Genomic DNA, 25,429 nt, shown 5'->3' with positions numbered 1-25,429 from the left:
AATCCGAGTTCGTTTCGCTTTGTAAAATCAGTATTTGATTCTTGCTCGGACCGAGTAGTCCCTTTCGATCAAAGGAGCCACAAAGAAGTTGTTGAGCCCGTATTGGAGAGATCCTGGATTGTTGAGGTTAAGTTTGAATCCGCGAATTCTCGGTTGAACTAAATCTTGAGAAAGCCAAGTCACTAACGCTTCTCCTCCGTTAAGATTGGATACTGGAGCCGTTTGTGGTCCTTCGTTTGTCGTGCTAATGAAGAATTCGTCACTCCCTATCGGTTTAAATGTGTCACCGTTCACAATTCTTCCGCGGATACTTTGTTTTCCGTTATCAAGTGTGTCCCATGTCGTTAAAATTTTGTTACCGACTGATTGGGATCTGCCTGGAGTCCGTGTTCCGGCGGTCATGGTACTCAATGGAATCGGATTCGCATGGGCAGTAGTCTCCGCGTTTAAGTCGATAATTTTTAAGAAAACTCCGTTGTTCTTGGTATAAGTCGCTAAGAGTTTATCACCAGAGCATGTCACCGTCATTGCGAGTACATTCGTATCGATTACGCGATTGACGTTGCTGATAACGCCCGTAGTGAGATTGACACCCGTCATATGAAACGTGTATGAACCGCTACCTGGAGCTCGATAAACTGTAGCGCCGTGTCCTTCTGTTGCACACATCTTGTAAACGTCTGCAGTCATTGTAGCCCCGTTCAGAGAAGATACAAGTCCGCCGGTCGTTAAATTCATAACCGCTAAATGTGGAATGTTAACTGTGCTACCATCCATTCTAAAAGCTATATAACCCATCGTAATGGCGACTCGATCGCTCGAAGCCGAAGCGTGGACGGTATTCCAAGTAGCATTGTAACCTTCCATCGTATATTCCTGATTGCCATATATTTGTGTTGTGCTGACGTAAGCGGCCGTGTCCAAGCGATAGATTCTTCCCCAAAGACCGTACGTGTTGGTAAATTGAGTTCCATAACAAGCTTCCCAGCCCCAGAAACCACAACCATTCGGAGACGTCATAACCGTTTGTGTAGATAAAGTGGAAGCGTCGTATAATACTACGGCTCTATCCAATCCGACTGCAATATCCCAATAGTTTGCATGACCGCTAATCTTATCGACGCTGACTACTTTTGCTTCTGCAGGACCTACTGTTCCCAACGAATTAAGATCTCGAATTGTCATGTATAGATCCAGATTATTTTCCCAAACAAGAACCGCTTTATTTTGATATGCTTTCAGGACGAATCGGTTGTATCGATTGACTGGAGCCGTATTGATCGTGAATTGATTTCCTAAAGGTAACCCGGTACTGATTCTAAAGAATCTTCCGTATAAAACGGTATCACGTCTCCAGACTACGAAGGAAGTATCTCCGTAATTGACCATCTCCGTCGCGGAAAGCGCATTCGTGCCGCTATGACTGCTCGCGATAAAGTCGGAATTAAAACTTTCCAGTCGATAGGATTTACCGGATGTTACACCTAATCTGAGTAAGCCGCCGGCAAGAAAGTTTTTGAAGTTACCCCCGTCTGTCCAAGAATTCCAAAGAGCAACCCCTTCATTATATACACCCATCCAATTGATTGCATTGATGTCCGGATTGAACCCTAAACAAGAGGCCGGATGAAATGGGTTTGCCGAACAACTAACGGAACCGCCGGTTAACATCGGGCGGAATTGTGATTGGTTAAAACCGGTTGGATTGAAGCTGGATTGAACTAATGTGTTCCATTCGGAAATAAAACCGGAATCGATGGATAAACGAACATCCGGGCTTGTCAATTTACTTGGGACAAAGATAGGAGTCGTCTTTTTAGCGTCGGTTTGGATCGCTGTTTCTAAAAGAACGTCAAAGGATCCATCGGCCAAAGGATTAAAAACTTGTAATACTTTATAGGATGTGGAATCTCCTTCGACATACAAAAGGTCGTTGACTTCGATTTGACCAATTGTATCGGAAATTCGAATCGTGGAATTTCCAACGGAAATCGGAAGAGCTAACGCCCCTCGGACTTTACGAACTTGCGTATAAGGAAGTGGCCAGATTGTTCTGCGATACGCGTTGTTAAGAGATGGTCGGATAAACAATTTAACCAAACTAACCGCTGGATCGACAACCGGATGTAATGTGGGTAATTGTACACAAAGGTTATAGACTTGATTAATAAAGTCTAAACTAATGCCGCAATTTTTTAACTTATAAGGATCACTATTATTTAAATCCTTTATGATGTGAAACCAATCAGTGCGGTTTCCTCCGAATCCCATACTCAATTCGAAGTCGGCTGCGTCAGAAATTCCAAATCGATCTGTGGAAGTTTGAAGATTGTAACTAAAATTCGAGTAATATTGGAACAATCCTGTATCCGTTGGGAGACCAAAATTAGGGTTGAGAAATTTTGTTTTGTCCAATTTAATCTTTAGATCAATTTTTTCTCCGAAACCTACTTCCCCTAAGAAAAGAGAATTTGTATCAGGATAGTAAGTATGAGTTCCGACTGTTTGCAGATCCCACTTCGTATTAAATTGATATGAATTTCCGGTTTCTAATGGATTTGTTCCGAATTTTTGTTCAGCCTTGATGAAATCTTTGAAATTTAAATAGACCAAATCGTAATTATCACCCGCCCAAATAATCGAATCGGTACCTTTTAGCATCGGTGCGGCAACGGCTCCTCTCCATGGGTCAAATTTTCTTACAGATCCCGCATCCGTCCAATATTCCGTTGGAGAGTAAAATTTACCCCGAGAATAAATCGCCCAAACTCCGGAATTATTTTTTTCTTCGGTTGTCCATTGACTGTATGGTTTTTGTACGCACGCTGTTCGTGTTACACCATCGCTCCCCGTACTGGTTTCGTCTACACATGGAACCTTAGTCGATATTCCTCCGAAAGATTGAATTCCTTTTAAATGGATTTTCGATTCACCTAATGTGGGAGCGGCTTCCGAAAGATCGATCACGTAATCTTTGAATGTGATATTGTTCCCAGAACAGGAAATTCGTTCTAATGCCTTTTTTAAACTAATGCCCGGAGAAAAAACATCCGTACTAGTTGTATTGCATGGATTGGTTACATTAGGGGTGTCGAATGCTGTCACCCTATACATTTCCCGAACACCGGGACCATAAACTTTTACTAATGCTGTTCTACCCTTTGCGTTTTCTTCGATGATCTTTAGATTGTTTCCAGAAAAATTAAGTAAGTTAGATTTATAATTAGAATCGGGAACATGAGTCATTGCATAATCTACGATCATGATCTTTGGAGTGTAACCTGCAGCGATGGCTTTCTCAACTTCGACGGTATTCAGATTTGTTAATTCTACTACATAGGGACCGAATTCGGAGCCACCATAAACTTCCACTTCAAAAAGACTATAGTCGTCGTTTCTCAACCGAAAGGAAGACATGGGTACGAGTTCTCCTGCCGGTGTTTCAAACATCAAAGAACAAAGGATGTTTGAAATTTTAACAGGCATGTTTACGGAAAGATTTTTGATATAAAGCGCCGCTCTTACCACGCCCGCGTTCGGTTCTACGGTAGAAGTTTCATTGATCTTTGCCGATTTATCGGAACGATATTTCCTTGCTTTATTGCTGGAAGAATCCGATTTTAAATTCCAAGCATCCCGGTCCAAATTATTTTTAAAAGGACGATCTGCCCATTTTGTAGTGGTCGCTGAAACTGCGTTTTTTATATTCCAGCTATTTTTATTGGAGCTACTATAATTCATTCCAACGGAAGCAATACCCATAACACTTGTGTCTGTTCCGAAACTTTGGCTCGTCTCATTTGATTGACCCAATTCGGTCTCATTACTAAAAGAATCTTGGAACTGAACGGTTCTTTCATTAAGCTCATTCTGATGAATTTTTTCCGAGCCTTCGTTTTTAGAAGCCTCGAAATCATTCGAATTGATCTCACTTACGATCTGATCACTTTGATTGCTGGAATTCTTAAGAATTTGGATCTTTAACGTAACAGGCGGAGCGATCGTCGTTTCAATCTGCGGATAATCGGCGACCCAAACGTTGGACAACGTTTCATTCTGATTTAGAATCCCGTCTCCATCAAAGTCGTTTACGATCGTTGTTCCGGTTGGATCGATCGTTCCCATCAACGCCGTAGCCGCTACAGGTTTACCCGGAGGAAGATTGAAGAGTCCGCTCACGGGCGTGATTGGGGCAGAGGAGGAAGAACCTGGTTTTACCGGAACTCCTTCTTGGTTCACTTGTGTTTTCATTTGTTCCGCTACTAACCAAGTCGCGGCAGCGAGATCAACGTTATCCATGGTTCCTTGATCTTTACCGAACCAGCCGCAAGTAAATAATAATGGAAAAACTAAAAATATAATTCCATAAAACCGAATCTTACTGAATATCCAACTACTCTGAAACATGACCCACCTCTTCATTTTAGCTTTTGTTTTTAAAATCATGAAATCCGCATGTTATCTAAATGGATGCAAACTTATCACGTTATACATCTTCGTTTAACAAAATAGACGCAATTCGTTCAAAATACAAAAGTTCAGTTCGACTATGAAAAAAATGAACGCTATTGTGGCGCTAGAAAAACTTAAAAAAAATATTTTTTTGGTTTAAAGATGGTTTGTTAAACGAAATTGTATTCGGATTCAATTGATTTTTCATCGAATCAAGGGTGTTATTTAAAATTAGTTTAAACAGTCATTATATTCTATATTTTTGAACTAACATCGTTCGAAAGGGCGCAACGAGAATTTATTTATAAATCGCAAATGATTTTAATGAATGAAAAAAACAACTAAGACGCAATAAATAAAAGAAACTTGGAAATTATAAATCGGAAGGATTCTCAAGTGATGAATTTCGAGTGAGCTTATTGCCATCCATGCGTTTATTTTTGAGTAAGGTTGGATCGGCGGTCTACTTTATTGCCTTTTTGAAATAGAGAGTGGATCTTACGGTTGAATGAGACTTTAGATATATTACTGTTTTATGGTTAAGATTGCCGAGCCTTGCGGTTCTAAGGTTCTGTATGAAACTAGTCCGCCTTTCTTTTCGTTAAACAATCAAACTTTCCAGTTTTTGAATTGACGCTGCGCCTTCCCTTAAAAAACGATTTTTTCAAAAGGAGAATTTAGTTTTTAATGACGACTAACGTTCGTAAATACGGAATGATTTTTGCTTTCATTTTGATCGCACTGTTTAACGTAACAAACTGTGTTACTGCATTGGGTAATGTGACGATTACAGGAAAGAATTACCCGCCTCTTGCCGAAACGGATCCTATCGACGTAATAATGAGGGCGGTTCCCGATTATAGAGTAGAACAAATCGGAATCGTAGAAGTTCGTTGCGGTCAGTTGAATCACTGTATCGAATATGTTAAGGGAAAGGCGAGAGAAAGTGGAGCGGATGTGATTATTCTCGCGGAATCCGGGAGCGTAACTTCGGTCAATTATCATGCCGGAACTCAGGCTGGTAATACTTCCACACCGGGACGTCTTTCGTTCAACACCCATCAAGTTCAAACTTGGGAACTTGCAAAAAAGATAAAGCCCGCGGCACCTTCACCCGCTTCTAAGGGCAAAAAGTCGGTTTCGGACGAAGTTTAAATAGTTCGAATACAATGGATCACTTATGAAAGTTTTTTCTAAGTGATCCGCGCACCGTAAAAAACATTCTTCTCGGTCGATTCTTTTTCAGTCCTTCGTATTTGGTCCGACAAACGACTTCTTGTTAAAAATTGCTTGAAAGAAAGCAGAACTTTGTCGATCCCCCGTCAACGGGCCGCACAAAGGTAGAAACGAATTTTGTGATAAAGTCGTCCGTTTACTTCGGATAATAAAGAATATTCTTTTATTCTAATGTCGGATTGATTCTTTCGAAAACTCAAACGTATTCCAGCAGATAGTTCTTTCCTTTTAAATGACTCGGAAAGAAGATCGGGAATTTTTTTCCGGTTTTCGCACGGGATCTGCGATACGATTTGGATGAGTTCCAAAAGGTTTCGTATTCGGAATCCAAGCGAAACAGAAGTTTTTCCCAAAAAATAAAATGGGAGTCCACGAATTCCTGACGAATGTCTTTCGCTCGCAACGTCAACGGACATTTGCCGGTGAATTCTTTCATGAAAACTAAACCGATCAAAACCCCTCTCGTATCCAAGTAAGGTTCCAGCGGAAAGGTTCTGCAGCTGATGGAACGATTGTCTCTTTCACAAAATTGAATTCCTTTGCATTCGCAAAAGAGCGTTTCTTTGGAATCGTATTCCGCGAGCATTTTTTTGTCGACTTCCGTTTCGGGTTTCCACACTTTCCAGAGATCGGTTCTTTTTTTCAACATGGAGAATTCGGATCGATACAAGGTCGGAACTGCGTTATCAGCAATGCAGCAGAACGGAACTCCGTCGTTGTCGGGCTTACACAATTCTCCGCAATCAAAGTTCGTTAATTCTTCTTGAAGAAGGGAATAGTAGTAGGAGATTTCCTCTTCGGCGAGATGTTTCGGATCGTTCTTTTTCGGTGATGTTTTCAATGGATAGGTTCCCGACGTTTTTCGATTCTGTTCTTCTTCGGCGACAGGATCTTACGAAAGACCGCGTATCCCGAAAAGAGAATTCCCGCAGAACAAAGAATTCCCCACTTTCTGTAGAACAACTCGACGCCGGGCGAGAGAAAACCATTTTTCTGAGCCAAGGCCATTAAAAGGGCGAAAATCGTTAAGAGCGAAAATGCGCTTAAAAAGAATAACACAGTGATCCGAAGATTCTTCAACGTATTTTCCAAATCCTTTTTGAATTCTAAAAATCGTGAGTAGAATTCTCTGGTTTCTTCCCCTTCGGATAACTTTTGCACGTTATAAAACGATTCGAATTCTTCCGGAATCTTGGTCGTGTCCAAAAGTAGGAACTCATAGTCCAGGGTCTTATCGTATTCTTCTCTGGATTTTGGGGAACTGAGTATGAGATAAGCCCGTGTTCCTTCTTCCCGGTCCAATTCTCGGGAAGGATTCCATGGATCGGATTCCAGTTTTTCCAAATAATCCCGGTATGCGGTCTCGATTTTTCTCAGGTCGGAATTCCGAGAAACATCCAAAAGCCTATAATAATCCGGTTTGGTATTCACTGCCATAGGGCTCTTCCTATCTATGGAAAACCCCTTTACAGCCCGTCCTGCAAGCAGAAATTCAGTCCTATGAGCGTTCTGGAACTGGAAAAAAAGGCAGGAAAAGTCTATATCGAGACCTACGGCTGCCAGATGAATGAATATGATTCCGGTATTGTATCCAGTTTGATGAAAGACGCTGAATATTCCTCCTCCGTTGACCCCGAGGATTCCGACATCATCTTCTTAAATACCTGCGCGATCCGCGAAAACGCCCACGCAAAGATCTACAACCGTCTTCAATCTCTCGGTTATCTGAAAAAAAGGAATCCGAATCTCGTGATCGGCGTCCTCGGTTGTATGGCTCAGAATCTCGGAGACGATTTGTTCCATCAGGAACTTCCTCTAGACTTGGTCGTAGGACCGGACAATTACAGAAGTCTTCCCGAACTCATTCAAAGAATTCGAGGCGGTGAAAATTCCATCGCTCTCACCCGTCTTTCCAAGATCGAAACCTACGACGAAATCGAACCGAGGGTCGTCAACGGAATCCAAGCCTTCGTGACGATCATGAGAGGTTGCAATAATTTCTGCACTTTTTGTGTCGTACCTTATACGCGGGGAAGAGAACGCAGCCGCGATCCGAAAAGTATCGTGCGCGAAGTGCAGGATCTTGCGGAAAAGGGAATCCGTCAGGTAACGCTTCTCGGGCAAAACGTAAATTCCTACAAAGAACAAGGAACCGACTTTGCCGGTCTGATCAAAATGCTTCTCGATGAAACGACCATCGAAAGAATCCGTTTTACTTCTCCGCACCCGAAGGATTTTCCGGTGCATCTCCTTCGGTTGATGGCGGAGAATCCCCGTTTTTGTCCGAACATTCATCTTCCTCTGCAAGCGGGAAACACGAGAGTTTTGGAAGAGATGAAACGTTCTTATTCCAAGGAAGAATTTTTGGATGTCGTCAAAGAAATCCGCAGCATCGTTCCCGATGTGGGAATTACGACCGATATCATCGTAGGATTTCCGAACGAAACCGACGAAGAATTCGAAGACACTCTCGCGGTCGTTCGCGAAGTTCAGTTCGACATGGCGTTCATGTTCAAGTATTCCGAGCGCGAAGGAACGATGGCGCAGAGAAAACTTCCGGACAACGTTCCCGAAGAAACGAAGTCCGCTCGGCTAACCAAACTCGTAGACTTACAAACTTCGCTTTCTCACGAACAAAACCGCGCTCGTATCGGAAGAGTATATTCCATTTTGATTGAGAACACTTCCCGCAAGTCGGAAAAACAACTCTGCGGAAGAACTCCCTGCGGAAGAATGACCGTGTTTCCCCTTCCGGAAGGAAAGAACGCGGCCGATCTGATCGGTACTACGGTTTCCGTTCAAATCGAGAGCGCGACCAGCGCGACTCTGAAAGGAAGGATCCTTGCTTGAAGAGTGGCGACAATCGGAAAAAGGCGTCCGCTAAGAAGTCCGCACGCGCGTCTTCGGGCCCGTCTGATTCTCAAAACGCCGAGTCGAAGTCAAAAAAATCTTCGTTGAACCAAAAGACTTCCTCTTCTCGAAAGAACCCGGATTCTTCTTCTACGAAAAAAAACGCAAAGTTCGAAAGCGATCCATTCGATGCGCGGGAGAATTCTCCCTCTAAAAAGGGCGGTGCGCGTTCGGGTTCCGAATCGACGGCCGCATCCGATCGCGCGGGTTCCGGTTCCGGCGGAGCTTCGACGACTTCTTCGAGAGTTTCGAATTCGGGTAAGGATTTAAGGACCGTTCGTCTGAGTAGCGTCGAAGATCTTCCGCCGGACTTCAAGGTTCACACCGATAAGCGTAAATTTTATATGATCATTCCGATCCTGGATCGGTATATCTTGAAGGAGATTCTTTCTCCGTTTTTGGTCGCGCTCGCGTTTTTCACCATGGTTTATATGGTTCTCGCGCTTCAAAAGATGATCGGTCTTTTTGTGGGGAAGGGGGTCGATCCTCTTCGTCTTCTGGATTACTTCGGTTATCTTCTCGCCAATACGCTTCCGATGACGATCCCCATGGCTTGTTTGATGAGCGGGATCATGGCCGCGGGAAGACTTTCCGGGGATTCGGAAATCACCGCGATCCGATCGGCGGGCGTAAGTTTTCCTCGAATCTATATTAACTTTCTTGCATTCGGTTTCGTGATGGCCCTGACGGTCGGATATCTGAACTTCTATCTTTCTCCCGAAAATACGAGAAAGATGAACGAGTTCAACAAATGGGTGCTCGCGTACAATCCTCTTCTCGCGATTACGCCCGGTCAATTCAGCGGAGATAAAACCCAAGACCTGTTTGAAAAACGCGCCCGCACGATGTACACGGAAGGAATGAATTCCGACACGGGCGAACTTCGAGGAGTTCAGATCCGGGAATGGGAAATCTTTCTCGAAGGAAACGAATACTTTCATATCGGCGGAAAGATGATTCCTATGGGCGGCTCGAGAATCATCCAAATCATCAACGCGGGCAAGGGAAACCTCGTAGAAAAACAAGGTCCGGACGGGGATTATGAAAAATCCATCCGTCTCAAAGACGGTTGGATCTTGGAATGGAGCGACGATCGTAAAAGTTTTTCCGTAACCGACTTTCGTAACGGAGAAATGGATTACAACATTCCCAAAGGAAAGGAAAAGAAAACTCTCGAGTTGAACGTGAAACCCGAAACCTTCTCCATGCCCGTGCTCTTTCAGATTCGCAACAACATGGAAAGCGAAGGTCTTGAAAAGATTCCCGGTTTGGAAACTCTCAAAGAGATGGGAGTCGAGATAAAAGGTTTAGTTGGACTAAAGCAAATGGTGGAGCAGATGAAGATCGATCTCGCCATGGGTGCTGCCAACGGAACTCTTACACCCGATCAGATGACTCAATCGTATTCGGTTTTAACGCAGCTGATGGCTTTGATGCAACAAGGGAAGAAAGTTTTAACGGATTTTAATGTGGAAATTCACAGAAGAATCGCGATGCCGATTTCCTGTCTGATTTTCTTCTTCATTTCATTCCCTCTGGGACTTGTGGTAAAGCGTTCCGGAAAAGGAATGAGTTTTACGCTTGCAGTCGTTTTCCTAATGATCTACTTTACATTTTTTACCCTGGGAAGTACGATTTCCTACAATGATAAGGTTCCGGATTGGATCGGTCCTTGGAGTGCGAACATACTAATCGCCCTTTTGAGTATCAATATCATGATCAAAAGAACCGATATGGATTTACCGAAACCCGTTCAAAAGGTTCTGGATAAGATCTCCGATCAAAAAGAAAAATTGACAGAGAGATTAGAAAGTTTAAATATATGGGGAAAAATAAAAAAGATCACGAAAAGAGGTTCCTGACCCGGGAAAATCCGCTGGTTAGTGTTACAATAAATACGATGAGTCAAAAAAACGCGATCATTTGGCATCTCACTTCAGGAAAGGAATTCCCGATTCAAATCTGGAAGCACCCTCGTGTAAACATCGAGCTGAGCAAGGTGTCACTCGACGGACTCGGGGCGATCGACCTTATGAAGGCCGATATTCATATTTTCTTTCTTTCCGTGAGTTTGCAGGAATGGAATCAAATCCGCGAATTCATCCGTAAATTCGAACTTCATCCCTATGTCAGTTTAATCATGGTTTATTCGGACGACGCCGAAAAGATCAACGGAATCGTTCCCGAAAGCGGTAAAATCGAAGTCCTCGAACATCCTGTTCATCCTAGAAATCTAAGACTCATTCTGGATAGAACGATCCAATCCGAATTTTATAAACTCGCCGCGAACGAAATCGGAAATAGTTGTCTGACCAATATCGGATTTTTCGAGGGAGTGTTCGAACTGGCCCAAAAGGAATACAAGGACGCAACCAAAGCGAACGAAGCCTTACAAGCCATTTTGGAATTCGAATCCAAGGTCAAAAAGAACAACGAAGAAATCAACAAGGCTCTCGAAAGAGTCAACGAACTCAAGAACAAGGAATTGCTCGCGTTGCACGAACGACTGAAGGTTTCCGAAATTCTCGATTCGATGAAAACGCAGGAATTGAAGGATGCGTTGGATTTCAAAAAGGCGACCGAACAAGCTCTGAACTATTCCCATATCGAAGAGATTCAACTCGATAAGATTCTCGAGGCGCAGGATCGCCTGTTCGCTTATACGGAAAAAGAGATCAAGGATCTGATCGAAGAAAACCGCAGTCTGAAAAAACGTCTCGGAATCTAATCAACCGCCGCGCTCCGCGTAAACGATTCGAATTTTGAAACCGGCATTGACCGTGTTTGAAAATTCGATTTCGTTTAATCTTTAAAAAGTTCTCTGGAGAATTCCTTATAATCCGGAGAGTTCTTCCCGAACTTATACTCCGCATACAACAAACCGTGTTTCTTCCGGAGAATATCGTATTTCTCCCGAGCTTGATCGTCCCGATTCTTTTTGGAAAGACGATAGGCCCGTTCGTAACAGTTCGCGAGAAAACCCTGAGCCTCCGCATCTTCGTAATACTTGTTCCCGATTTGGATGTATCTTTCCAAAAGATCCATCGCTTGCATAAAATTTTTGAGAGCGAGTTGATGCTTGATGTATTCACGATAAATCCCGGCTTGCAATTCGCGGAACTGATCGCCATCTCTCACCTTCTCGTTCTGAATTTTTTCCAAAGAATATATCGCAGCGACGAGAAGATGAATCGCGTCCGACCTTGACTTGTTTAAGTCCCTTGCAAGAGCGCGTTCGAAATTCTCGCGTCGATTTTGTTTCTGCCAATCGTAACGATCCGCTTCGAACGTCCGTTGATCGAATTCTTTTCGTTTTGCGTCGGCGAGATCGCTCGATTTGCGAAAACGATCCACGGAACTTAAGAAACCTTCTTTTGCTTTTTCAAAAAGACTTTTGGAATTCTCCTCGCTTGCGTCTCCCAAAAGATCGATGTCCTCGAAGGGGAGAACGTCCTTTCCCCAATTTGAATCGCCGCTCGTGCCGTCGGGGATGAGAATCTCGATCTTCTTTTCGTTCGACGTTTGTCCGCTTTGCGGAGTCAAGGGAGAATGGAGAATAAAAAATGAAATCGTAAAGCACGCGAATCGAAAGTAAAACGAGGAAGGGTTCATTCGGATTATGCTCGAAACAAAGACGAACACGAAGAAACGCCGGTCCGACTTTGAAAAAAAATATCTTAGGTCAATTTAGGATTGGTCGCAGATGCCTGTCATCAAAAAATTAGATTGAAATCAACGAGAAAGAGTAACGAAGAATGAAAGAAGTTTCGGTTCCCGCGACAAAAAGAATCGCACTCGTCGCACACGACAATCGCAAAGAGGATTTGGTCGCATGGGTCAAAACCCATCGTGAGATATTATCCAGACATCATCTATTCGGAACGGGGACGACCGGAAAATTGATAAACGAAGAGGCCGAATTGCCCGTATATCGATTTCTTTCGGGACCGTTAGGAGGGGATCAGCAAATCGGGGCGAAAATCGCGGAAGGGGATTTGGATATCGTGATCTTCTTTTGGGACCCTTTGACCGCGCAGCCGCACGACCCGGATGTAAAAGCACTCTTAAGAATTGCAGTACTTTATAATATACCCATGGCTTGCAATCGATCGACCGCGGATTACATGATCAGTTCTCCCCAGTTCATCACATCGTATCAGAAAGTTCTGATGGACTACGGCACGAGAATTCGCAGGGATTAAACGAAGACGAATTTTGAATCGAGACGATTTTGCCCAAATACGAAATTTGCATCGGAATTTATTCGCATAATGCGAACGCTTTTGTTTGCATGAATCTCGTTTCGGATGTCTTGCATTAAATCGTAGTCTAATGCGATGAGAAAACCTTTTTTTGCTTTGATAAAGAGCGTTTAAAGCAAGAATTTTTTTGAATTCTTGTCGGGACAAAAAGAAATAGCGTTTATTTTGGAAGCGAAGACCGGTTTTGATTTCTATTTTTGCAGTAGTTCCTACAGATTTTGTCGTATTCCGTAGTTCCGACTTTTATAAAAGTGTTGTTCCCGGCTTTCTTGTATGAGTTCCTACACATGTTTACCGGTAAAATAAGCAACGATGAGATCGATTCTTAGTATTTTTAAAAAGATTCCCGGCAAAATTCTTCCCTTGCAGTTTTCGAAAGAAGCGGTCGCGGCGATCCGAGCGCATTTGGCGCATCGCCCGGAATCCGCGTTCCAGGTAAGAATCGAAAGGAAGGGAAAACATTCCAACGTTCAGGTCGGATACGATCGTAAGAAAAACATAAAAACCGCATATTCTTATCCGATTCCCGTCGAAATCGAAGCGGACGACGAGGTTTGTCTGGAAGGATCTCGGATGGAATGGGACGCGGAAGCCCGGGAATTTCGGATTCATCCGGATGTGGATTTGGATCTGGAATACGGAATTCTTTTCAACCGATTTACGATCCACGTCAATCGAAACACGTTCAAAAGCGATTCCGCTCGAATCTATCAAAAACAGTCCGATTATCCGACTTGGTTTCCGATCGAACCGGAAAGATTCAATCTTTCTAAAACGAAAATCCAAGGAAGAGTCTGGACTTTCGATTTGAAAGAACGATACGACGCCGAGGAAATTCTCAGATTGGAGCAGGGAATTGCCGAAGAGATTTTGGATTATTTCAGCGAGTTTCCGCGACTTCGCGATTGAGGTTTAAAGTTAACGATAAATTCGATCGTCTTCGGAAGATTCTGTTTCGTCTAACGTTTCCAGAGGACTCGATCGCCTTCGGAGATAGTTTTGAGTCCGTTGTTCCCGCTGTCCGGAACGGCTCTCGAAAGAAAGTAATCCGTTTCTACGATCGTAGCCTCTCCCGATTTCCCGGCGGTGTTGTAGATCTGGACCTTACTTCCTTTTTTTAAGCCGTCGAGAGTTCCCACATTGAGAATGATGTCTTCGTCTTTCACCTTTAAGACGGAACCGGAAGGCGGAATCGCCGCGAGAATTTTAGAAGCCGATCTTGCGGCCGCTTCGGGAAGAAAATCTCTTCCTTTCGCAAAAACGCGGAACGTTGAAAGAACTTTTTCGTGTTTCGAGTCCTTGATCGTCCAATCGATGTTTAAAGAATGATTTTCGTATTTTAGGGAACCGTAAATTAGGAATCTCGGTTTGATCCCGTTCTTGGCCGAATCCTTCACTTTCAAAAAGGTTGTTTCGTTATAAGGCACGATCCCCGTATATGCCTCCGAATTGATGTCGAAAGAACTTGGATTGTTTCGTGCCGTTTCCAAAACCCCGGAAAGGGCGATCGTAGGATTTAACGAAAGAATTTTCCGCACGGAAGAGGAAACTAAAAGCGCGAGATCGGGATAATCTCCTAAATAGGATTTGTCCGAAAGATCGAACATCAAAAGAACGGGCGGAGTTCTTCCGTAATTTTCCGAAAGATTGTCTCCGGTGATTTCCACCAAACCTTCTTTATATGCGATCGATTGTTTCATCGAACCTAAAAGATTCTCGATTTCGTACTGATACTTTTCGTTTTCCGGATATTTCTTTCTTAAAAATAAAAGAAGGTTCAAATATCGAGGGAAGAATGATGTTCGTTTGTATTCGGACAAGGTTTGAAACTGAACTTCGGGTTGCGCCGGAATCAATTCTCTCGCAGTCGCAAGATGATGGGACGCCATATCGTATAGAAGAGAATTTTTCGCGGATCGAAACCGCTGCATTCTGTAATCACCGAGTTTTCTTCGGAAAGAATGATTCTCGGGAAAATGATTCAGCGCCGCCGACTCCGCTTTTTGTCTCGAGACGGAATCTAAATCATCTAATTTTAATATTTCAACGAGGTCGTTTTTGAGCGCGTCTTTTAGGTTAGAATCTTTGTTCGCTTCTTTCTCTTCCGCAAACGCTTTGAGATACAGATAAGAAGGATTTTGAGGATATAAAGAAACGAGCTTTCGGGCGAGCGTAACCGCAGATGAATGGTCGCCTTGCCAAATTCGGATTCTTACGAGCGAATCGATCGCTTCCTCGAAATCCGGATACAGAGAAATCGCTCTTTCGAGTTTTTCGGAGGCCATCTCGAGCTTTTGTTTTCTTTCCTGGTGCGAACTTTTTTCGGACCAATCGATCAACAAAGAAGCCATATTAAAAAATAACTCCGGATCATCGGAGGAAGACGCGAGGACCGAGTTCCAAAGATGATAGGATTTGGAAAAGTTTCCCGTTTTACCGTTTACTTTCGCTTCCAAGATTTGAACTTCTTTCGAGCTTTGAAATTTTGTGCGCGAGGCTTCCAGCTTTTTCAGAGCGGATTCGTAACTTCCCATTTCCAGGAGGATTTGGATTTGGACGGGGGCTAAGACCGGATCGAACGGATCCGTTTCGAGAGACGGCTTCAGAAGCTTTAGAGAATTCTGATATTCTTTCTTGCGAACGTAAGCGAGGGCGGCTCCTTTGATTGCGGTCTTATTTTCCGGTTCGAGAGCGAGCGCTTTGTTATACGCTTCGAAGGATTCGTTATACTTATGCAGATGTTTTGCCGCTTCCGCCAATCCGAGGAGCGACCGAACGGACATCGAGTTCGCTCTCGACGCTTCGGAAAAAGATTGATATGCTGCGGCGTAATTTCTGTCTTTGAGAAAGGATTCTCCCTCTTGTATCTTTCGAATCGTTTCCTGCGATGAAATCGGTCTTAAGCAAAGTAGGATCGCTAAGAAGATTAAGGAGCGTTTTTGAATAAGGTCGAATTTCATTTTGTGAAGAATCCCGCTTCCGCTTTTCCTGAAGTGTTTCTGAAATTCGCTTCGACTGTCAGCGGAATATAGAAATCTTTTTTGTCAGCATCCATTCTGCTTTTGAAGGATACAATATATCTGCGGTCTTTATGTGTTAGAAAAGAATCATAGAGATTTTTTTCTAATCCTTCTCCCGGAACTAAGATGTATTTGCCGCCGGTCGATGCAGCGATCGTTTTGTAGGTTTCTACGGCCGGTCCGTTATCCGACAAGGATAGAAAATAAACCGGGATGGAGTGGGCTTTGGAGTAACGGATGATCTTTTCCGGAGAAATCTGCGTAAACGAGTCTGCGTGCGAATTTCCGGAAACCAAAATCAAAACGATCCGAGGACCGAGCCGGTCAAGTAGGTCGGATATCCCTCTGTAAATCGCCTTGCCGGTTTTCGAGGAGCTTTCGCTCGGAGAGGTTCTTAAGATTCGAAAGATTTCATGCATTGAGTAGTTGAAATCGGAAGCTTTGATGAGTTCCGACCCTGAACGGAGAACTTCAACGCCGTCGTATTGTCTCAAGGAGGTCAGAAGAGGTTTGAGCGATTTTTCGAATACAGGATAGGCCGCTTTTACTTCGGGAGTGTTCTCATAAACGAGGGAGACTGAAATTCGATTGTTGAATTGCTGCATATCGGCGAGCCCGATCAAGGGGGCCAAGTTGCCGTACTCGTAAACACGGAAAGAGTTCCTCGGTATTGCTTTGATGTCCCGGCCGGATCGATCACGGACTCGCATAAATACGGAAATATCCGGATATTCTCTGTTTAAAACCTTTTCAACTACGATGTCCAGGTTGGAAGACATCTGGTTGGAGGGGCTGAAAATTTCGACTCGATGGCGGTTGAAATCGGCAATATAATGAGTCCCGGTGTAATCGAATGCAGAAGAGAATGGTTGGTTTAACTTTCGAACAATATTCTTCGAATCTCGGAATGAATCGAGGGCTTTCCAAGTATTTTCGAGAGTGTTGTAGATGATGAGTCCCGACTTTTCATCCGAGATATAAAGTTCGTTCTTTCGAATCGTGAGATTTCGAGGTGACGATAATGTATTCGGGTTTGTAATTTCTCGAAGAAAGTTTCCTTCCGCATCGAATACTGCGATTCTTGAATTTCCGCGATCGGCTACGTAGATTTCTCCTTTGGAATTTACTTTGAGTCCGGATGGATTTCGCAGAATTCCGACTCCAATTTCCTGAATAAATGTGCCGTCCGTTTTTAGTTTTTGAACGCGATTGTTTCCGGAGTCAGAAACATACAGAAATCCGCTTTTTGTTAAAAATATTCCCGTCGGACCGTGAAATTCACCGTTCCCTTTTCCGGATATTCCGAAGCGATTTCTATATTCACCCCGTGTATTGAATTCATAGATCTTGTCAGACTTAAAATCAGCTACGAAAATCGAGGTTCCTCTCAAAGAGAAGAATAGAGGACCCGATAAATTCCGACCTAAGGATCCTTTGAAGTTATCAACGGGATTGCCATTGGGATCAAATTTTACTATATTCGCTGTATCAAAAGAGAGAACGTAGAGAAATCCATCATCGTCAATTGCTACGTCGGATGGATTTCGAAACCGAAAACGCCGAAGGTCGTCGCCTATAATTGCAGAGTAGTAACGAGGGGCAGAATCTTGGCTGCCACCAGCGAGGTTGATTCTGAGAGCATCGAGTCTTGCTTTTTGAATTTGATTTAGGCCGGTCGTACCCTCGATTTGTTCTAATTCCGACATGCTCTCTGGCCAATCACCGGACAAGTAGTAAGAATTGGAAAGTAAGAGTCTTGCTAAAGTAAAATCCGATTTAATAGAGAGTGCCTTTAAAAAGTTCTCCCGAGCGGAAGAATATCGAGAATTATTAAAATACGAAAAACCTCTCGAAAACTGGGTTCGAGCTTCTTTTTCTTGGATAGAAAAATTTGGAAGTCCGTCGGAATTCAACGTGAAAGTAATGAAAAGGAGGGGCAATAAAATTAAGAATCGATAGAAATACATAATTAGTCCGGAATTGAACCCCGATCTCTCTATGAGGGCCAAAAAGAGACATAATTTCAAGAATTTTTTAATCAAAGGAATTAATTACAGAAACCGAAGCGACGAGTTTGAAACTCGGAAATTCTAATCGTTAAAAGGAAGGGGTCGGAATTCCTGAATCGCGAAATTGTTTTTTAAAATCGATTTGTTCTCGTTGCTCGGAATCGGCCGAAAGGGGAGCGAAGTTCTCAGAAGAGAAGGTGATTCGATATTCTGAATCAGGTTCTGAAAGCTATTATTTTCAGGATGAACATGATGCAACTTCCAATTTTCGTTACGTTTATACCATGTTTCCCGCTTTGCACGATTCTGCGAGAGCTCGGTCCTCGTTTCGCGAAGAAGAAAATCTAAGATAAGAATATATTTTCTAAATCTCTTTTCTATATGATTTAACTCTTCCAAAGAGGTTTCCATTTCCTTATAAATATCGGATTATCCCGATAAAAAATCTGAAAATTATGCACTGTTCAACTCGAAATTTTTTCCTCGCACAAGTTTCTTCAAAATGAATTTTCGATTGGAAATAATCGTGAAATAAAAGTGCAAAGGACCGATTTCAATTTTTGTTAATTTTATGAGTTCCTCCCTTAAATTTTTACTTTGAGAATCGTCTTCTATATCCAAATCGACTAATCGAGAAAAAAATTTACACACCGATATTCCGAAGTAAAAACCGGCGAACTTGGCCTCATACCAATCTTGATGATCAGGACGGAAGGAATATCGAATCAATTGTAGATGTTTTGATTGATAGAGAGTTTTTCTAAAAGCAGTATCTGAAAACTTTGAAAAAAGATTTTCCTTCTGAAATTTAACAATTAAAAAATGAAAATAATTTCTTAGATTCTTGTGTTTCTTTATTTGTTTTAATACGTGACTTTCTAAATGCAGCGGAATCAATAAATCCGAGGGGCCCATGTTACGGTGTGATTGACCTTTATATTCGGTGAAACTTCTGATCGTTTGCTCTTGCATCGTAATCTCCATGCCATTTACGGTTCCGGAGAATTCTGGAAGAGTTACTCAAGCAAAAAAAATTAAGAAAAAGAATTCATAACGGCTAAGTGTGCTTCAACGGATTCTGACAATGCGGTTAAGTCGTAACCCCCTTCTAAGAAAGATAAAACTTTTCCTTGGCAGATTTTGTTGGCGCTTTCAAGTGTGATTCGAGTTAATTCCTCAAAGCCAGTTGTCGTAATATTCATACCTCCAAGGGGGTCATCTTTATGAGCGTCAAATCCGGCTGATATTAAGAGGATATCTGGTTCGTAACTTTCTATTGTCGGAATTACTATTTCTTTGAATTTTCGAATGTAAGTTTGATTGTCTGAATTCGCTTGCATTGGAATATTTTTCGTTACACCAACACCAGGACCCTCGCCCATCTCGGACAATGAACCCGTCATCGGATAGAATGGGAACTGATGTATAGATAGGTAGTAAACTGTTGGATCTCTATAAAAGATTTCCTGAGTTCCATTTCCATGATGAACGTCCCAGTCGAGAATGAATATTTTTTTAAAACCGTTCTTCTGTAGGTAACGAGCTGCGATAGCAACATTGTTTAACATGCAAAATCCCATAATACGATTATGTTCTGCATGGTGTCCGGGAGGTCTTAAAAGAGAGAAACCATTTCGAATTTGACCGGAGATGATTGCATCGGCCAGGGCCAGGCCCGAATTTGCTGCCGAATATGCAGCAAGCCACGATTTTTCCGTGAATGGAGTATCGGAATCAAAGTATCCTCTCCGTTCTTTGGAACCTTCAATTTTTTGCAAGTGATAACTTGAATGAACTTCCTTTAGAAGGTCTTGAGGAAAGCCTTTCATTTCCGGTCTGAATAGAGAAGAAAAATAGCTGGTTTGATGCAATCGATTCAAGCATGCAAGAAGTCGGTCTGAATTCTCGAAATGTGAAATTCGAGGTCCTGAATTATGCTGCAGAAAATCTTCTGAAAAGATAAAACCCGTAGACATCACGCCTCCTAACCCTTTGCAAATGACATTTAAGTCATTTTTCGATATAACATTTCAAAAAGAATTTGATTATCAATCCGAATTCCAAACAGTTTCTTTTAGTTCGCCGGATTGAACTCCGACATTTAGTAAAGAACTGAAAAATATCTTTGAACTTTCCGAACATTTAAAACCTGTGAAAACGATTATTCCTTTTATATTTCTATTTTTCTTCTGGACTCCATCTTTATTTTCTGACTTCGATCTGCCTTTTCCAAAAAGGAATAATAAAAAACAAATACCGGAAGTGACTTTCCGCGAAACTATTGATTTAGAAGTCGGATCTACGCGAATTGAAAAGAAAAAAGTTGAAGATTCGAACGCTACGAATTCGGAAAGACTCCCAACTTCCGAGATATTATCAAAATCAAAAATCCGAAAGCCAGAACCGGATTTAAGAGCGAAGGTGGAAGTCGGAATCCCCCAGCAAAATGTCGAGAATTCGGTTAGAAACCCTGAGCCAAGAGCAATTTTGAGCGCTAAAGTTCCTGAATTCTCTCGGGGAATTTATATATCCCAAAGGACTTTAAAGAAGGAAAAGGAATTTCGGGACTTAAGAAGAAAAGGTAAAGAACATGGCGTGAATTTGCTTGTGATTGATGTGCAACCGTCGGCACCTTCCAAACGGGTTTTAGAAGGATTGGTCGAAGAGGGCTTCTATCCGGTTGCAAGAGTTGTTAATTTTGACGGAGGACTCCCGACCGAAAAACCCTCTAATCAAAGGATTACTTCTATTCTTAAATCAATTCGATCCGCCTGCGAATCCGGATTTCCGGAAATTCAATTAGATTACATTCGATATGCCGACAATCTTCAATTAAAATTAACATACGAGACGCGTTATAAGAATATCTCAGGCATTATAAAAGACATAAGAAATGAAACACTCAAATGCGAAAATCTTCCTTATATAGGAGCAGATATTTTTGGTCGGATCCCATTCAATCAGAACGATATGATCGGTCAGAAAGTGGAAGTCTTTGCACAAGTAGTCGATGTCATTTATCCTATGTTGTACCCTTCCCATTTTTATGGGATGCCTGCTCGCATCAAAGATCCTTATCAAACCGTTTATGACGGAACTCTTCTTACATTAAAACGATCGTTAAAGACGACACGCGTTATCCCATATATCCAAGGATTTAACATGTCCGTTGGAAAGTCGGGACTCACACTTCCCGATTATATTAAGGCACAAGTAAAAGCGTCGTACGATAGCGGTGGCCATGGGTTTGTGGTCTGGAATGCCTGGAATGATTACGAATCAACTTTCCAGGCCTTGAAGGATTACGATAAAGAGACAAAAAAGGACTAGTTATAAACCTTTAAAAACTGGTTTCCGTTTCTGTTCGATCGCCTTGATGGTTTCTTTAAAGTCCGCGGATATAAAGTTCCTTGCTTGAGATTCAGCTTCTTTTTTTAGAGCGGCTTCCAGTTTATCTTTGTCGTAAGTATTCTTTTTCAATTCAGCGAGCGCCAAAGGAGCACTTTCGGATAAAGCGATCGCGATTTCTGTTGCTCTTCCCAGGACTTCTTTTTGAGGAACGGAATCGTTGCAAAGTCCAAGTCGGAACGCCTCTTCTCCGTTTAACGTTTCGGCCAAAAATAAAAGCCTGTTTGCGATATGAGTTCCGAACAATTCTTTAACGATATAACTAGAACCCATTCCAGGATGAATTCCGAGTTTTACAAAGTTGAATTGATATTTTGATTCGTTGGCAAATACGCGAATGTCGCACGCAAAAGCCAGAGAAAATCCGGCCCCGATTGCGTGACCGTTGGCCGCGCAGATAACCGGGATATCCAATCTTCTTACCGATAAAAATAGATTATAAAATTCGAACATAGTTTTCTTGTTCGTCTCGTAATCTTTTGTTGAGAAGGACTTAAGCAGTTCGAAATTTCCGCCCGCGGAAAAAATATTATTTTTTCCGGTCAGAATGACAACTCTCGGCTTGTGTTTTTCGGAGGTTTCAATCAATCCATCGATGATCTTTTTGAATTCCAGTCCCATTTCGCGAGTCATAGAATTTCTAGTTTCCGGGTTGTTGAGGCTTAAAGTCAGGATTTTGTTTCCTGAACCCAGGTCGATTGTGTCTTGATCTATGAATCCCATTAAACTGCTTTTTTCTCCAAATCAAAACTTTCATACCAGATTCGATCGGATACGGTCAACGGTTTTTCTCCGATTCCCATCTGCGTATAATACTCGAGCAGTGTTTCTAAATGAACGGCTTCTTCATCTTCTAAGGTCCAAAAGGAAGAATCAATTGATTTCGAGATCAACGCTTGTCCTCTTACTGAATCTTGAAAATATTCCGGTTTTCCGGAGAAGATTAGGTGGGCTGATATTAAGTCGAAACGAATCGTTTCCATGATTTTTTTAAAATCGGCTTCGTTTTTTTCGAAATAACGGGAAGCGATTTCGGTTTGAAAGTAGTCGCCCCAAGTCAAAATGTCCGGTTCTACTCCGGTTTTCACTTTGATCTCTGCAAGTTTCTCCTCTTCTAAGAACGGAGTAACGGCAAATCTATCAACGAGTTCCTTTAGAGAGATCAAATCCAGGATTTTTCCGGCTGATAGCTTTCCCTGTTTCATCATATCGAACAATTCCGGGTTGAGTTCCGACTTTCTTGTATCCATACATTCTTTTTCGGGTTAATTCCAAACCTTCAGCGGGATTTTTTTTGGAGATTTCCGTTTCTCGATATTGTTCGTTACAAGGATCGCGACAAACTTCCGTTTAAAAAGTTGGATCTCCGTGCGCTTCTCCAATTCACAGAAAGAATGTCGAATCACGATTCATTCTCTTTTTTCTCGATCTTATGTCTCATAAGTTAACGCGACTGAATTCCGACTTCCCCCGAACCGATATTTACTATACACTTCTCCCTTACGCAAAAACGAAACAATGGCAGTCGGAAGATCGGACAGTTTACAGGAACTTATCACCATCCTCGAAACGATGTTTGGCGAAACGATCATCGGAACCGACATCAATCTCGTAAAACATCTATTCTACTATCTCAAGGCGGACGATGTGGAGTTTCCGTTCGACTACGACGGGCAAAGGTTTTTTGCCATCGTAGAGGACATCGAAGAAACCAGCGTAAAGCTGAGGATCCCCGGAGCGACACAAGGCTTGACCCTCCGCGCAAAAATCAGTTTTGAAATCATGAATATTCTCTATCAATTCGAGGTCGTAATTCTCGAATTTTTGGACGATTCCATCATACAAATCCGAATTCCGTCGGAATTACAGGCCGCATCCTTTCGAAAGAACGTCCGCGTCGCGGTGGACGACCTTTTCATGAACTATGTGATACTTTTCCGCTCTTTGACCGGAGGAGGTAGGGAGATCGGCCGGAATATTCAAGTGGAACAGAGATTCAACAATCTGATGCGGGAAATCAAAAAGGACAATCCGGATCTGAGACTAATCAATATTATGATATCCGAATATATTTCCACCGTATCCAGGGAATACGAAATCGTGTTCTTTTCGCAGGATCGGGAGGAAACGTTTTTGGATTCCTTTATCAAAAGGAACGACCGTCCGGTTTTTATACCGGACACTTCTCTGATCATAAATTATATCAAAGAAAACGCGACTTCTCCGGTAGGGAATTACAGGGAAGAATACATACGGATGGTGTTGGAAAGCGGTCAGGACTACGCCGATAAATTTTTCAGGGAACTTCAAAAGAAGGAAATCCGCGAATTCGTGATTTCCTATCTCGTTCTTCCGATTCGGCTGTTCAACGACGTGATCGGTTATATCCGGGTTTATACTTCCGCGATGGACCGTTATTCGATCACTCCTTCCCAAGTCGGATATCTGATCGAACTCTCGGAAATTTTCAGTTACTCGATGACAAAGATTTTTATCCGAGAGGATAATTATAGGAATGCGAAAGCCGGAACGAGGGTCGTGGATATCAGTATTAACGGACTTTTATTCGAGATCGACGAGCGGAGAATTTTTCAGTATTTAAAAAAACATAATATTATAAAAATCTTCATTCCCGTTTCAGAACGAACTTTGATTCTTCGGGGAGAAGTGGTTCGATATATCACCGTGGAAGAAGGTAAATATCATCTCGGAGTGAACTTTTTCGATTCCAATCCGGACGACATGCTCGTTCTTCAGAAGTATATCTTTACCAGAACGCGTAAGATTCTTTCGGAATAAACGAATCGGCGCTACAAAGCGGTTTGCTGTTTTTTGTGCGGTTCCTTTGAGCCTTTACTGGATCGGTTTTAAAACGTAAGGATCGCCGGGAACGGAAGCCGGTTTGAATGTTTTGTATTTTTCAAACGATTCCGCGAACTTACCTTTCAGAATTCCGACTTCTTCCGATTCGCCCAAACCGGTCTGTCCCGAGGGCGAAGTCAATTCCCCGATTTTATCCAGATAAAGTTTGCAAGCCAGCAAATGAATTCTATAATCGGAAGGATCGAGTCTGTCCGCGTCTTTGGTGAGTTTTTCCGCAATCGTATAATAGGTATCCGATCTTTTTCTGTTTTTGGAAGCGTAAATCGGAGATGAATCGGCTTTGGTCGGAGTCCGAGCGGCTTTCGATTCTTCCAGGTAAAGATAATAATACGTAAGAGCGGAGTTGATGAGAAGTTCGCTGTCCGATTTGGTCAACTTAAACGCTTCTTGAATCACTTCCATGGACTTGGAAAGGACCGTAGGATTTTTAAAACCTTCGGTTTCGTATTTACGATTCAGGTAATCGATGTATTCGACATAGAATTCCAATTCTTCCTGCGAGTTTCCGAAACGTTTTCGGTTTTTCCAAGCCATTGAAAATTCGGCGCCGGCGGAAACGTAAGCCTCACCCGTTCGTTTATATAAAAGTCCCAAGCGGAAATGGCCCATCGGAGAAGAAGGATCCAGGCTGATGGTATGTTTGTAAGAGCGGATCGATTCCGCGATTTCGTTTCTGGAAAGATAATAGTCGCCTTTCTTACGTTCTACGATCGCAGGTTCTATTTTTTCCGAAACGAGAGGGGCGGCCACCATGAGGTTTCTGTCCTTAACAAGTCCTAAGTTTCCGATTCCTCTGGCCCTTTTTCCGATGAACGACGTCTGAAAGATGGATTTGATTTCGATCTGCGCTACGATGTTTCCGTTTTTGTAATTCTTATGATCGAAATCCTTTTCGATAAGATATAAGATTTGCCCGACCCTGAGACCTGGATCGTAGTTGATCTTGATCGTGACAAGGTCGGCTCTCGTATCGACGCCGATATCGAGATACTTGTTTTTTCCTTCCTCTTCGATCGGCTTTACCTTATCGTAAAGAACGGTCTCGCCTATGAGAATCATTTTTTCTTTTTCCGGTTTGCCGGGATCACGGAACGCGTAGACGAGTTCCCGCGCCTCCGTTGTTCCCAAAGGAAGAAGGTTCAGTAGAATCGGCAATAGAAGAAGGAAAATTCGAAAGGATCTCACCTTCCAAAGATCGGCCGATCTTGCAATCCGGCCCGAAAAAAAGATCCGTTCCGGCCGCATTTCC

Annotated in this window: 19 protein-coding genes; 8 read left to right on the top strand and 11 right to left on the bottom strand. The window is 42.6% G+C overall.

Annotation, left to right across the window (positions count from 1 at the left end):
• Positions 1 to 27: 27 nt before the first annotated feature.
• A complete protein-coding gene (locus LFX17_RS13770) occupies positions 28 to 4,407 on the bottom strand; it encodes an LIC12048 family lipoprotein (protein ID WP_238747795.1) in 4,380 nt (1,459 codons plus the stop codon).
• A 732-nt stretch (positions 4,408 to 5,139) separates the two neighbouring features.
• Between LFX17_RS13770 and LFX17_RS13765 the strand changes: the two genes are divergently transcribed.
• A complete protein-coding gene (locus LFX17_RS13765) occupies positions 5,140 to 5,607 on the top strand; it encodes an LA_1841 family salt-regulated protein (RefSeq protein WP_406600680.1) in 468 nt (155 codons plus the stop codon).
• 277 nt (positions 5,608 to 5,884) lie between these two features.
• Here the strand turns inward: LFX17_RS13765 and LFX17_RS13760 are convergent, their stop codons facing one another.
• On the bottom strand, positions 5,885 to 6,529 hold the full coding sequence (locus tag LFX17_RS13760; protein WP_238730759.1) for a hypothetical protein: 645 nt from the start codon (positions 6,527 to 6,529) through the stop codon (positions 5,885 to 5,887).
• Positions 6,526 to 7,125 (bottom strand): J domain-containing protein, encoded by a 600-nt coding sequence (locus LFX17_RS13755; protein ID WP_238730758.1) that lies wholly within the window; start codon positions 7,123 to 7,125, stop codon positions 6,526 to 6,528. The genes LFX17_RS13760 and LFX17_RS13755 overlap by 4 nt, the downstream gene beginning before the upstream one ends.
• Before the next feature lie 63 nt (positions 7,126 to 7,188).
• Between LFX17_RS13755 and miaB the strand changes: the two genes are divergently transcribed.
• From miaB to LFX17_RS13740, 3 genes are read left to right on the top strand one after another with little or no spacing between them, the layout of a single operon-like run.
• Complete coding sequence (miaB, locus tag LFX17_RS13750; RefSeq protein WP_238747114.1) at positions 7,189 to 8,538, top strand: tRNA (N6-isopentenyl adenosine(37)-C2)-methylthiotransferase MiaB; 1,350 nt, start codon at positions 7,189 to 7,191, stop codon at positions 8,536 to 8,538.
• Positions 8,535 to 10,460, top strand: a complete 1,926-nt coding sequence (locus LFX17_RS13745; RefSeq protein WP_238747112.1) for an LptF/LptG family permease — start codon at positions 8,535 to 8,537, stop codon at positions 10,458 to 10,460. Before miaB ends, LFX17_RS13745 begins: the two co-directional genes overlap by 4 nt.
• Before the next feature lie 38 nt (positions 10,461 to 10,498).
• Positions 10,499 to 11,326 (top strand): hypothetical protein, encoded by an 828-nt coding sequence (locus LFX17_RS13740; RefSeq protein ID WP_238730755.1) that lies wholly within the window; start codon positions 10,499 to 10,501, stop codon positions 11,324 to 11,326.
• 74 nt (positions 11,327 to 11,400) lie between these two features.
• Here the strand turns inward: LFX17_RS13740 and LFX17_RS13735 are convergent, their stop codons facing one another.
• On the bottom strand, positions 11,401 to 12,210 hold the full coding sequence (locus LFX17_RS13735) for an FcpA-related putative periplasmic flagellar protein (RefSeq protein ID WP_238730754.1): 810 nt from the start codon (positions 12,208 to 12,210) through the stop codon (positions 11,401 to 11,403).
• A 143-nt stretch (positions 12,211 to 12,353) separates the two neighbouring features.
• On the opposite strand from LFX17_RS13735, the gene LFX17_RS13730 reads away from it, so the two are divergent.
• Both LFX17_RS13730 and LFX17_RS13725 read left to right on the top strand, forming a co-directional pair.
• Positions 12,354 to 12,800 carry a methylglyoxal synthase gene (locus LFX17_RS13730; RefSeq protein WP_238730753.1) on the top strand — a complete coding sequence of 149 codons (447 nt, stop codon included), beginning with the start codon at positions 12,354 to 12,356 and terminating at the stop codon, positions 12,798 to 12,800.
• Positions 12,801 to 13,172: 372 nt separating this feature from the next.
• Positions 13,173 to 13,769, top strand: a complete 597-nt coding sequence (locus LFX17_RS13725) for a hypothetical protein (protein ID WP_238747110.1) — start codon at positions 13,173 to 13,175, stop codon at positions 13,767 to 13,769.
• Between the two features lie 50 nt (positions 13,770 to 13,819).
• Here LFX17_RS13725 and LFX17_RS13720 read toward each other — a convergent pair whose 3' ends face one another.
• The 4 genes from LFX17_RS13720 to LFX17_RS13705 all read right to left on the bottom strand — a co-directional run bounded on the left by LFX17_RS13720 (position 13,820) and on the right by LFX17_RS13705 (position 19,865).
• Positions 13,820 to 15,820, bottom strand: a complete 2,001-nt coding sequence (locus tag LFX17_RS13720; protein WP_238747108.1) for a tetratricopeptide repeat protein — start codon at positions 15,818 to 15,820, stop codon at positions 13,820 to 13,822.
• Positions 15,817 to 17,847: an NHL repeat-containing protein gene (locus LFX17_RS13715; protein ID WP_238747107.1), complete on the bottom strand. Its 2,031-nt coding sequence runs from the start codon at positions 17,845 to 17,847 to the stop codon at positions 15,817 to 15,819. The genes LFX17_RS13720 and LFX17_RS13715 overlap by 4 nt, the downstream gene beginning before the upstream one ends.
• Before the next feature lie 495 nt (positions 17,848 to 18,342).
• On the bottom strand, positions 18,343 to 18,861 hold the full coding sequence (locus tag LFX17_RS13710; RefSeq protein ID WP_238730749.1) for a DUF1564 family protein: 519 nt from the start codon (positions 18,859 to 18,861) through the stop codon (positions 18,343 to 18,345).
• 62 nt (positions 18,862 to 18,923) lie between these two features.
• Complete coding sequence (locus LFX17_RS13705) at positions 18,924 to 19,865, bottom strand: histone deacetylase family protein (protein WP_238747106.1); 942 nt, start codon at positions 19,863 to 19,865, stop codon at positions 18,924 to 18,926.
• A 175-nt stretch (positions 19,866 to 20,040) separates the two neighbouring features.
• Here LFX17_RS13705 and LFX17_RS13700 point away from each other — a divergent pair, with 175 nt between their 5' ends.
• Positions 20,041 to 21,219, top strand: coding sequence for a putative glycoside hydrolase (locus LFX17_RS13700; protein WP_238730747.1), 1,179 nt, complete (start codon positions 20,041 to 20,043; stop codon positions 21,217 to 21,219).
• Here LFX17_RS13700 and LFX17_RS13695 read toward each other — a convergent pair whose 3' ends face one another.
• Together LFX17_RS13695 and LFX17_RS13690 are read right to left on the bottom strand one after the other, a co-directional pair.
• Positions 21,220 to 22,020, bottom strand: a complete 801-nt coding sequence (locus tag LFX17_RS13695; RefSeq protein ID WP_238730746.1) for an enoyl-CoA hydratase/isomerase family protein — start codon at positions 22,018 to 22,020, stop codon at positions 21,220 to 21,222.
• Complete coding sequence (locus LFX17_RS13690; protein WP_238730745.1) at positions 22,020 to 22,547, bottom strand: hypothetical protein; 528 nt, start codon at positions 22,545 to 22,547, stop codon at positions 22,020 to 22,022. Before LFX17_RS13690 ends, LFX17_RS13695 begins: the two co-directional genes overlap by 1 nt.
• A 268-nt stretch (positions 22,548 to 22,815) precedes the next feature.
• Between LFX17_RS13690 and LFX17_RS13685 the strand changes: the two genes are divergently transcribed.
• Positions 22,816 to 24,096 carry a DUF1577 domain-containing protein gene (locus tag LFX17_RS13685; RefSeq protein WP_238747105.1) on the top strand — a complete coding sequence of 427 codons (1,281 nt, stop codon included), beginning with the start codon at positions 22,816 to 22,818 and terminating at the stop codon, positions 24,094 to 24,096.
• Positions 24,097 to 24,150: 54 nt separating this feature from the next.
• Here LFX17_RS13685 and LFX17_RS13680 read toward each other — a convergent pair whose 3' ends face one another.
• The gene (locus LFX17_RS13680; protein WP_240009262.1) at positions 24,151 to 25,425 is read right to left on the bottom strand and encodes a tetratricopeptide repeat protein; all 1,275 of its coding nucleotides are present in this window, start codon (positions 25,423 to 25,425) and stop codon (positions 24,151 to 24,153) included.
• Positions 25,426 to 25,429: the final 4 nt, after the last annotated feature.

The sequence above is a fragment of the Leptospira sanjuanensis genome, assembly GCF_022267375.1.
Taxonomy (GTDB): domain Bacteria; phylum Spirochaetota; class Leptospiria; order Leptospirales; family Leptospiraceae; genus Leptospira; species Leptospira sanjuanensis.
The sequence above is the reverse complement of the archived record's forward strand: the minus strand, read 5'-3'. Positions and strand labels throughout refer to the sequence as shown.

Coding starts and splice junctions, on each gene's coding strand:
- LFX17_RS13770 (WP_238747795.1), bottom strand. CDS start 4,407: ATGTTTCAGAGTAGTTGGATATTCAGTAAGATTCGGTTTTATGGAATT.
- LFX17_RS13765 (WP_406600680.1), top strand. CDS start 5,140: ATGACGACTAACGTTCGTAAATACGGAATGATTTTTGCTTTCATTTTG.
- LFX17_RS13755 (WP_238730758.1), bottom strand. CDS start 7,125: ATGGCAGTGAATACCAAACCGGATTATTATAGGCTTTTGGATGTTTCT.
- miaB (WP_238747114.1), top strand. CDS start 7,189: ATGAGCGTTCTGGAACTGGAAAAAAAGGCAGGAAAAGTCTATATCGAG.
- LFX17_RS13740 (WP_238730755.1), top strand. CDS start 10,499: ATGAGTCAAAAAAACGCGATCATTTGGCATCTCACTTCAGGAAAGGAA.
- LFX17_RS13735 (WP_238730754.1), bottom strand. CDS start 12,210: ATGAACCCTTCCTCGTTTTACTTTCGATTCGCGTGCTTTACGATTTCA.
- LFX17_RS13730 (WP_238730753.1), top strand. CDS start 12,354: ATGAAAGAAGTTTCGGTTCCCGCGACAAAAAGAATCGCACTCGTCGCA.
- LFX17_RS13725 (WP_238747110.1), top strand. CDS start 13,173: ATGAGATCGATTCTTAGTATTTTTAAAAAGATTCCCGGCAAAATTCTT.
- LFX17_RS13720 (WP_238747108.1), bottom strand. CDS start 15,820: ATGAAATTCGACCTTATTCAAAAACGCTCCTTAATCTTCTTAGCGATC.
- LFX17_RS13715 (WP_238747107.1), bottom strand. CDS start 17,847: ATGTATTTCTATCGATTCTTAATTTTATTGCCCCTCCTTTTCATTACT.
- LFX17_RS13710 (WP_238730749.1), bottom strand. CDS start 18,861: ATGCAAGAGCAAACGATCAGAAGTTTCACCGAATATAAAGGTCAATCA.
- LFX17_RS13705 (WP_238747106.1), bottom strand. CDS start 19,865: ATGTCTACGGGTTTTATCTTTTCAGAAGATTTTCTGCAGCATAATTCA.
- LFX17_RS13695 (WP_238730746.1), bottom strand. CDS start 22,020: ATGGGATTCATAGATCAAGACACAATCGACCTGGGTTCAGGAAACAAA.
- LFX17_RS13690 (WP_238730745.1), bottom strand. CDS start 22,547: ATGGATACAAGAAAGTCGGAACTCAACCCGGAATTGTTCGATATGATG.
- LFX17_RS13685 (WP_238747105.1), top strand. CDS start 22,816: ATGGCAGTCGGAAGATCGGACAGTTTACAGGAACTTATCACCATCCTC.
- LFX17_RS13680 (WP_240009262.1), bottom strand. CDS start 25,425: ATGCGGCCGGAACGGATCTTTTTTTCGGGCCGGATTGCAAGATCGGCC.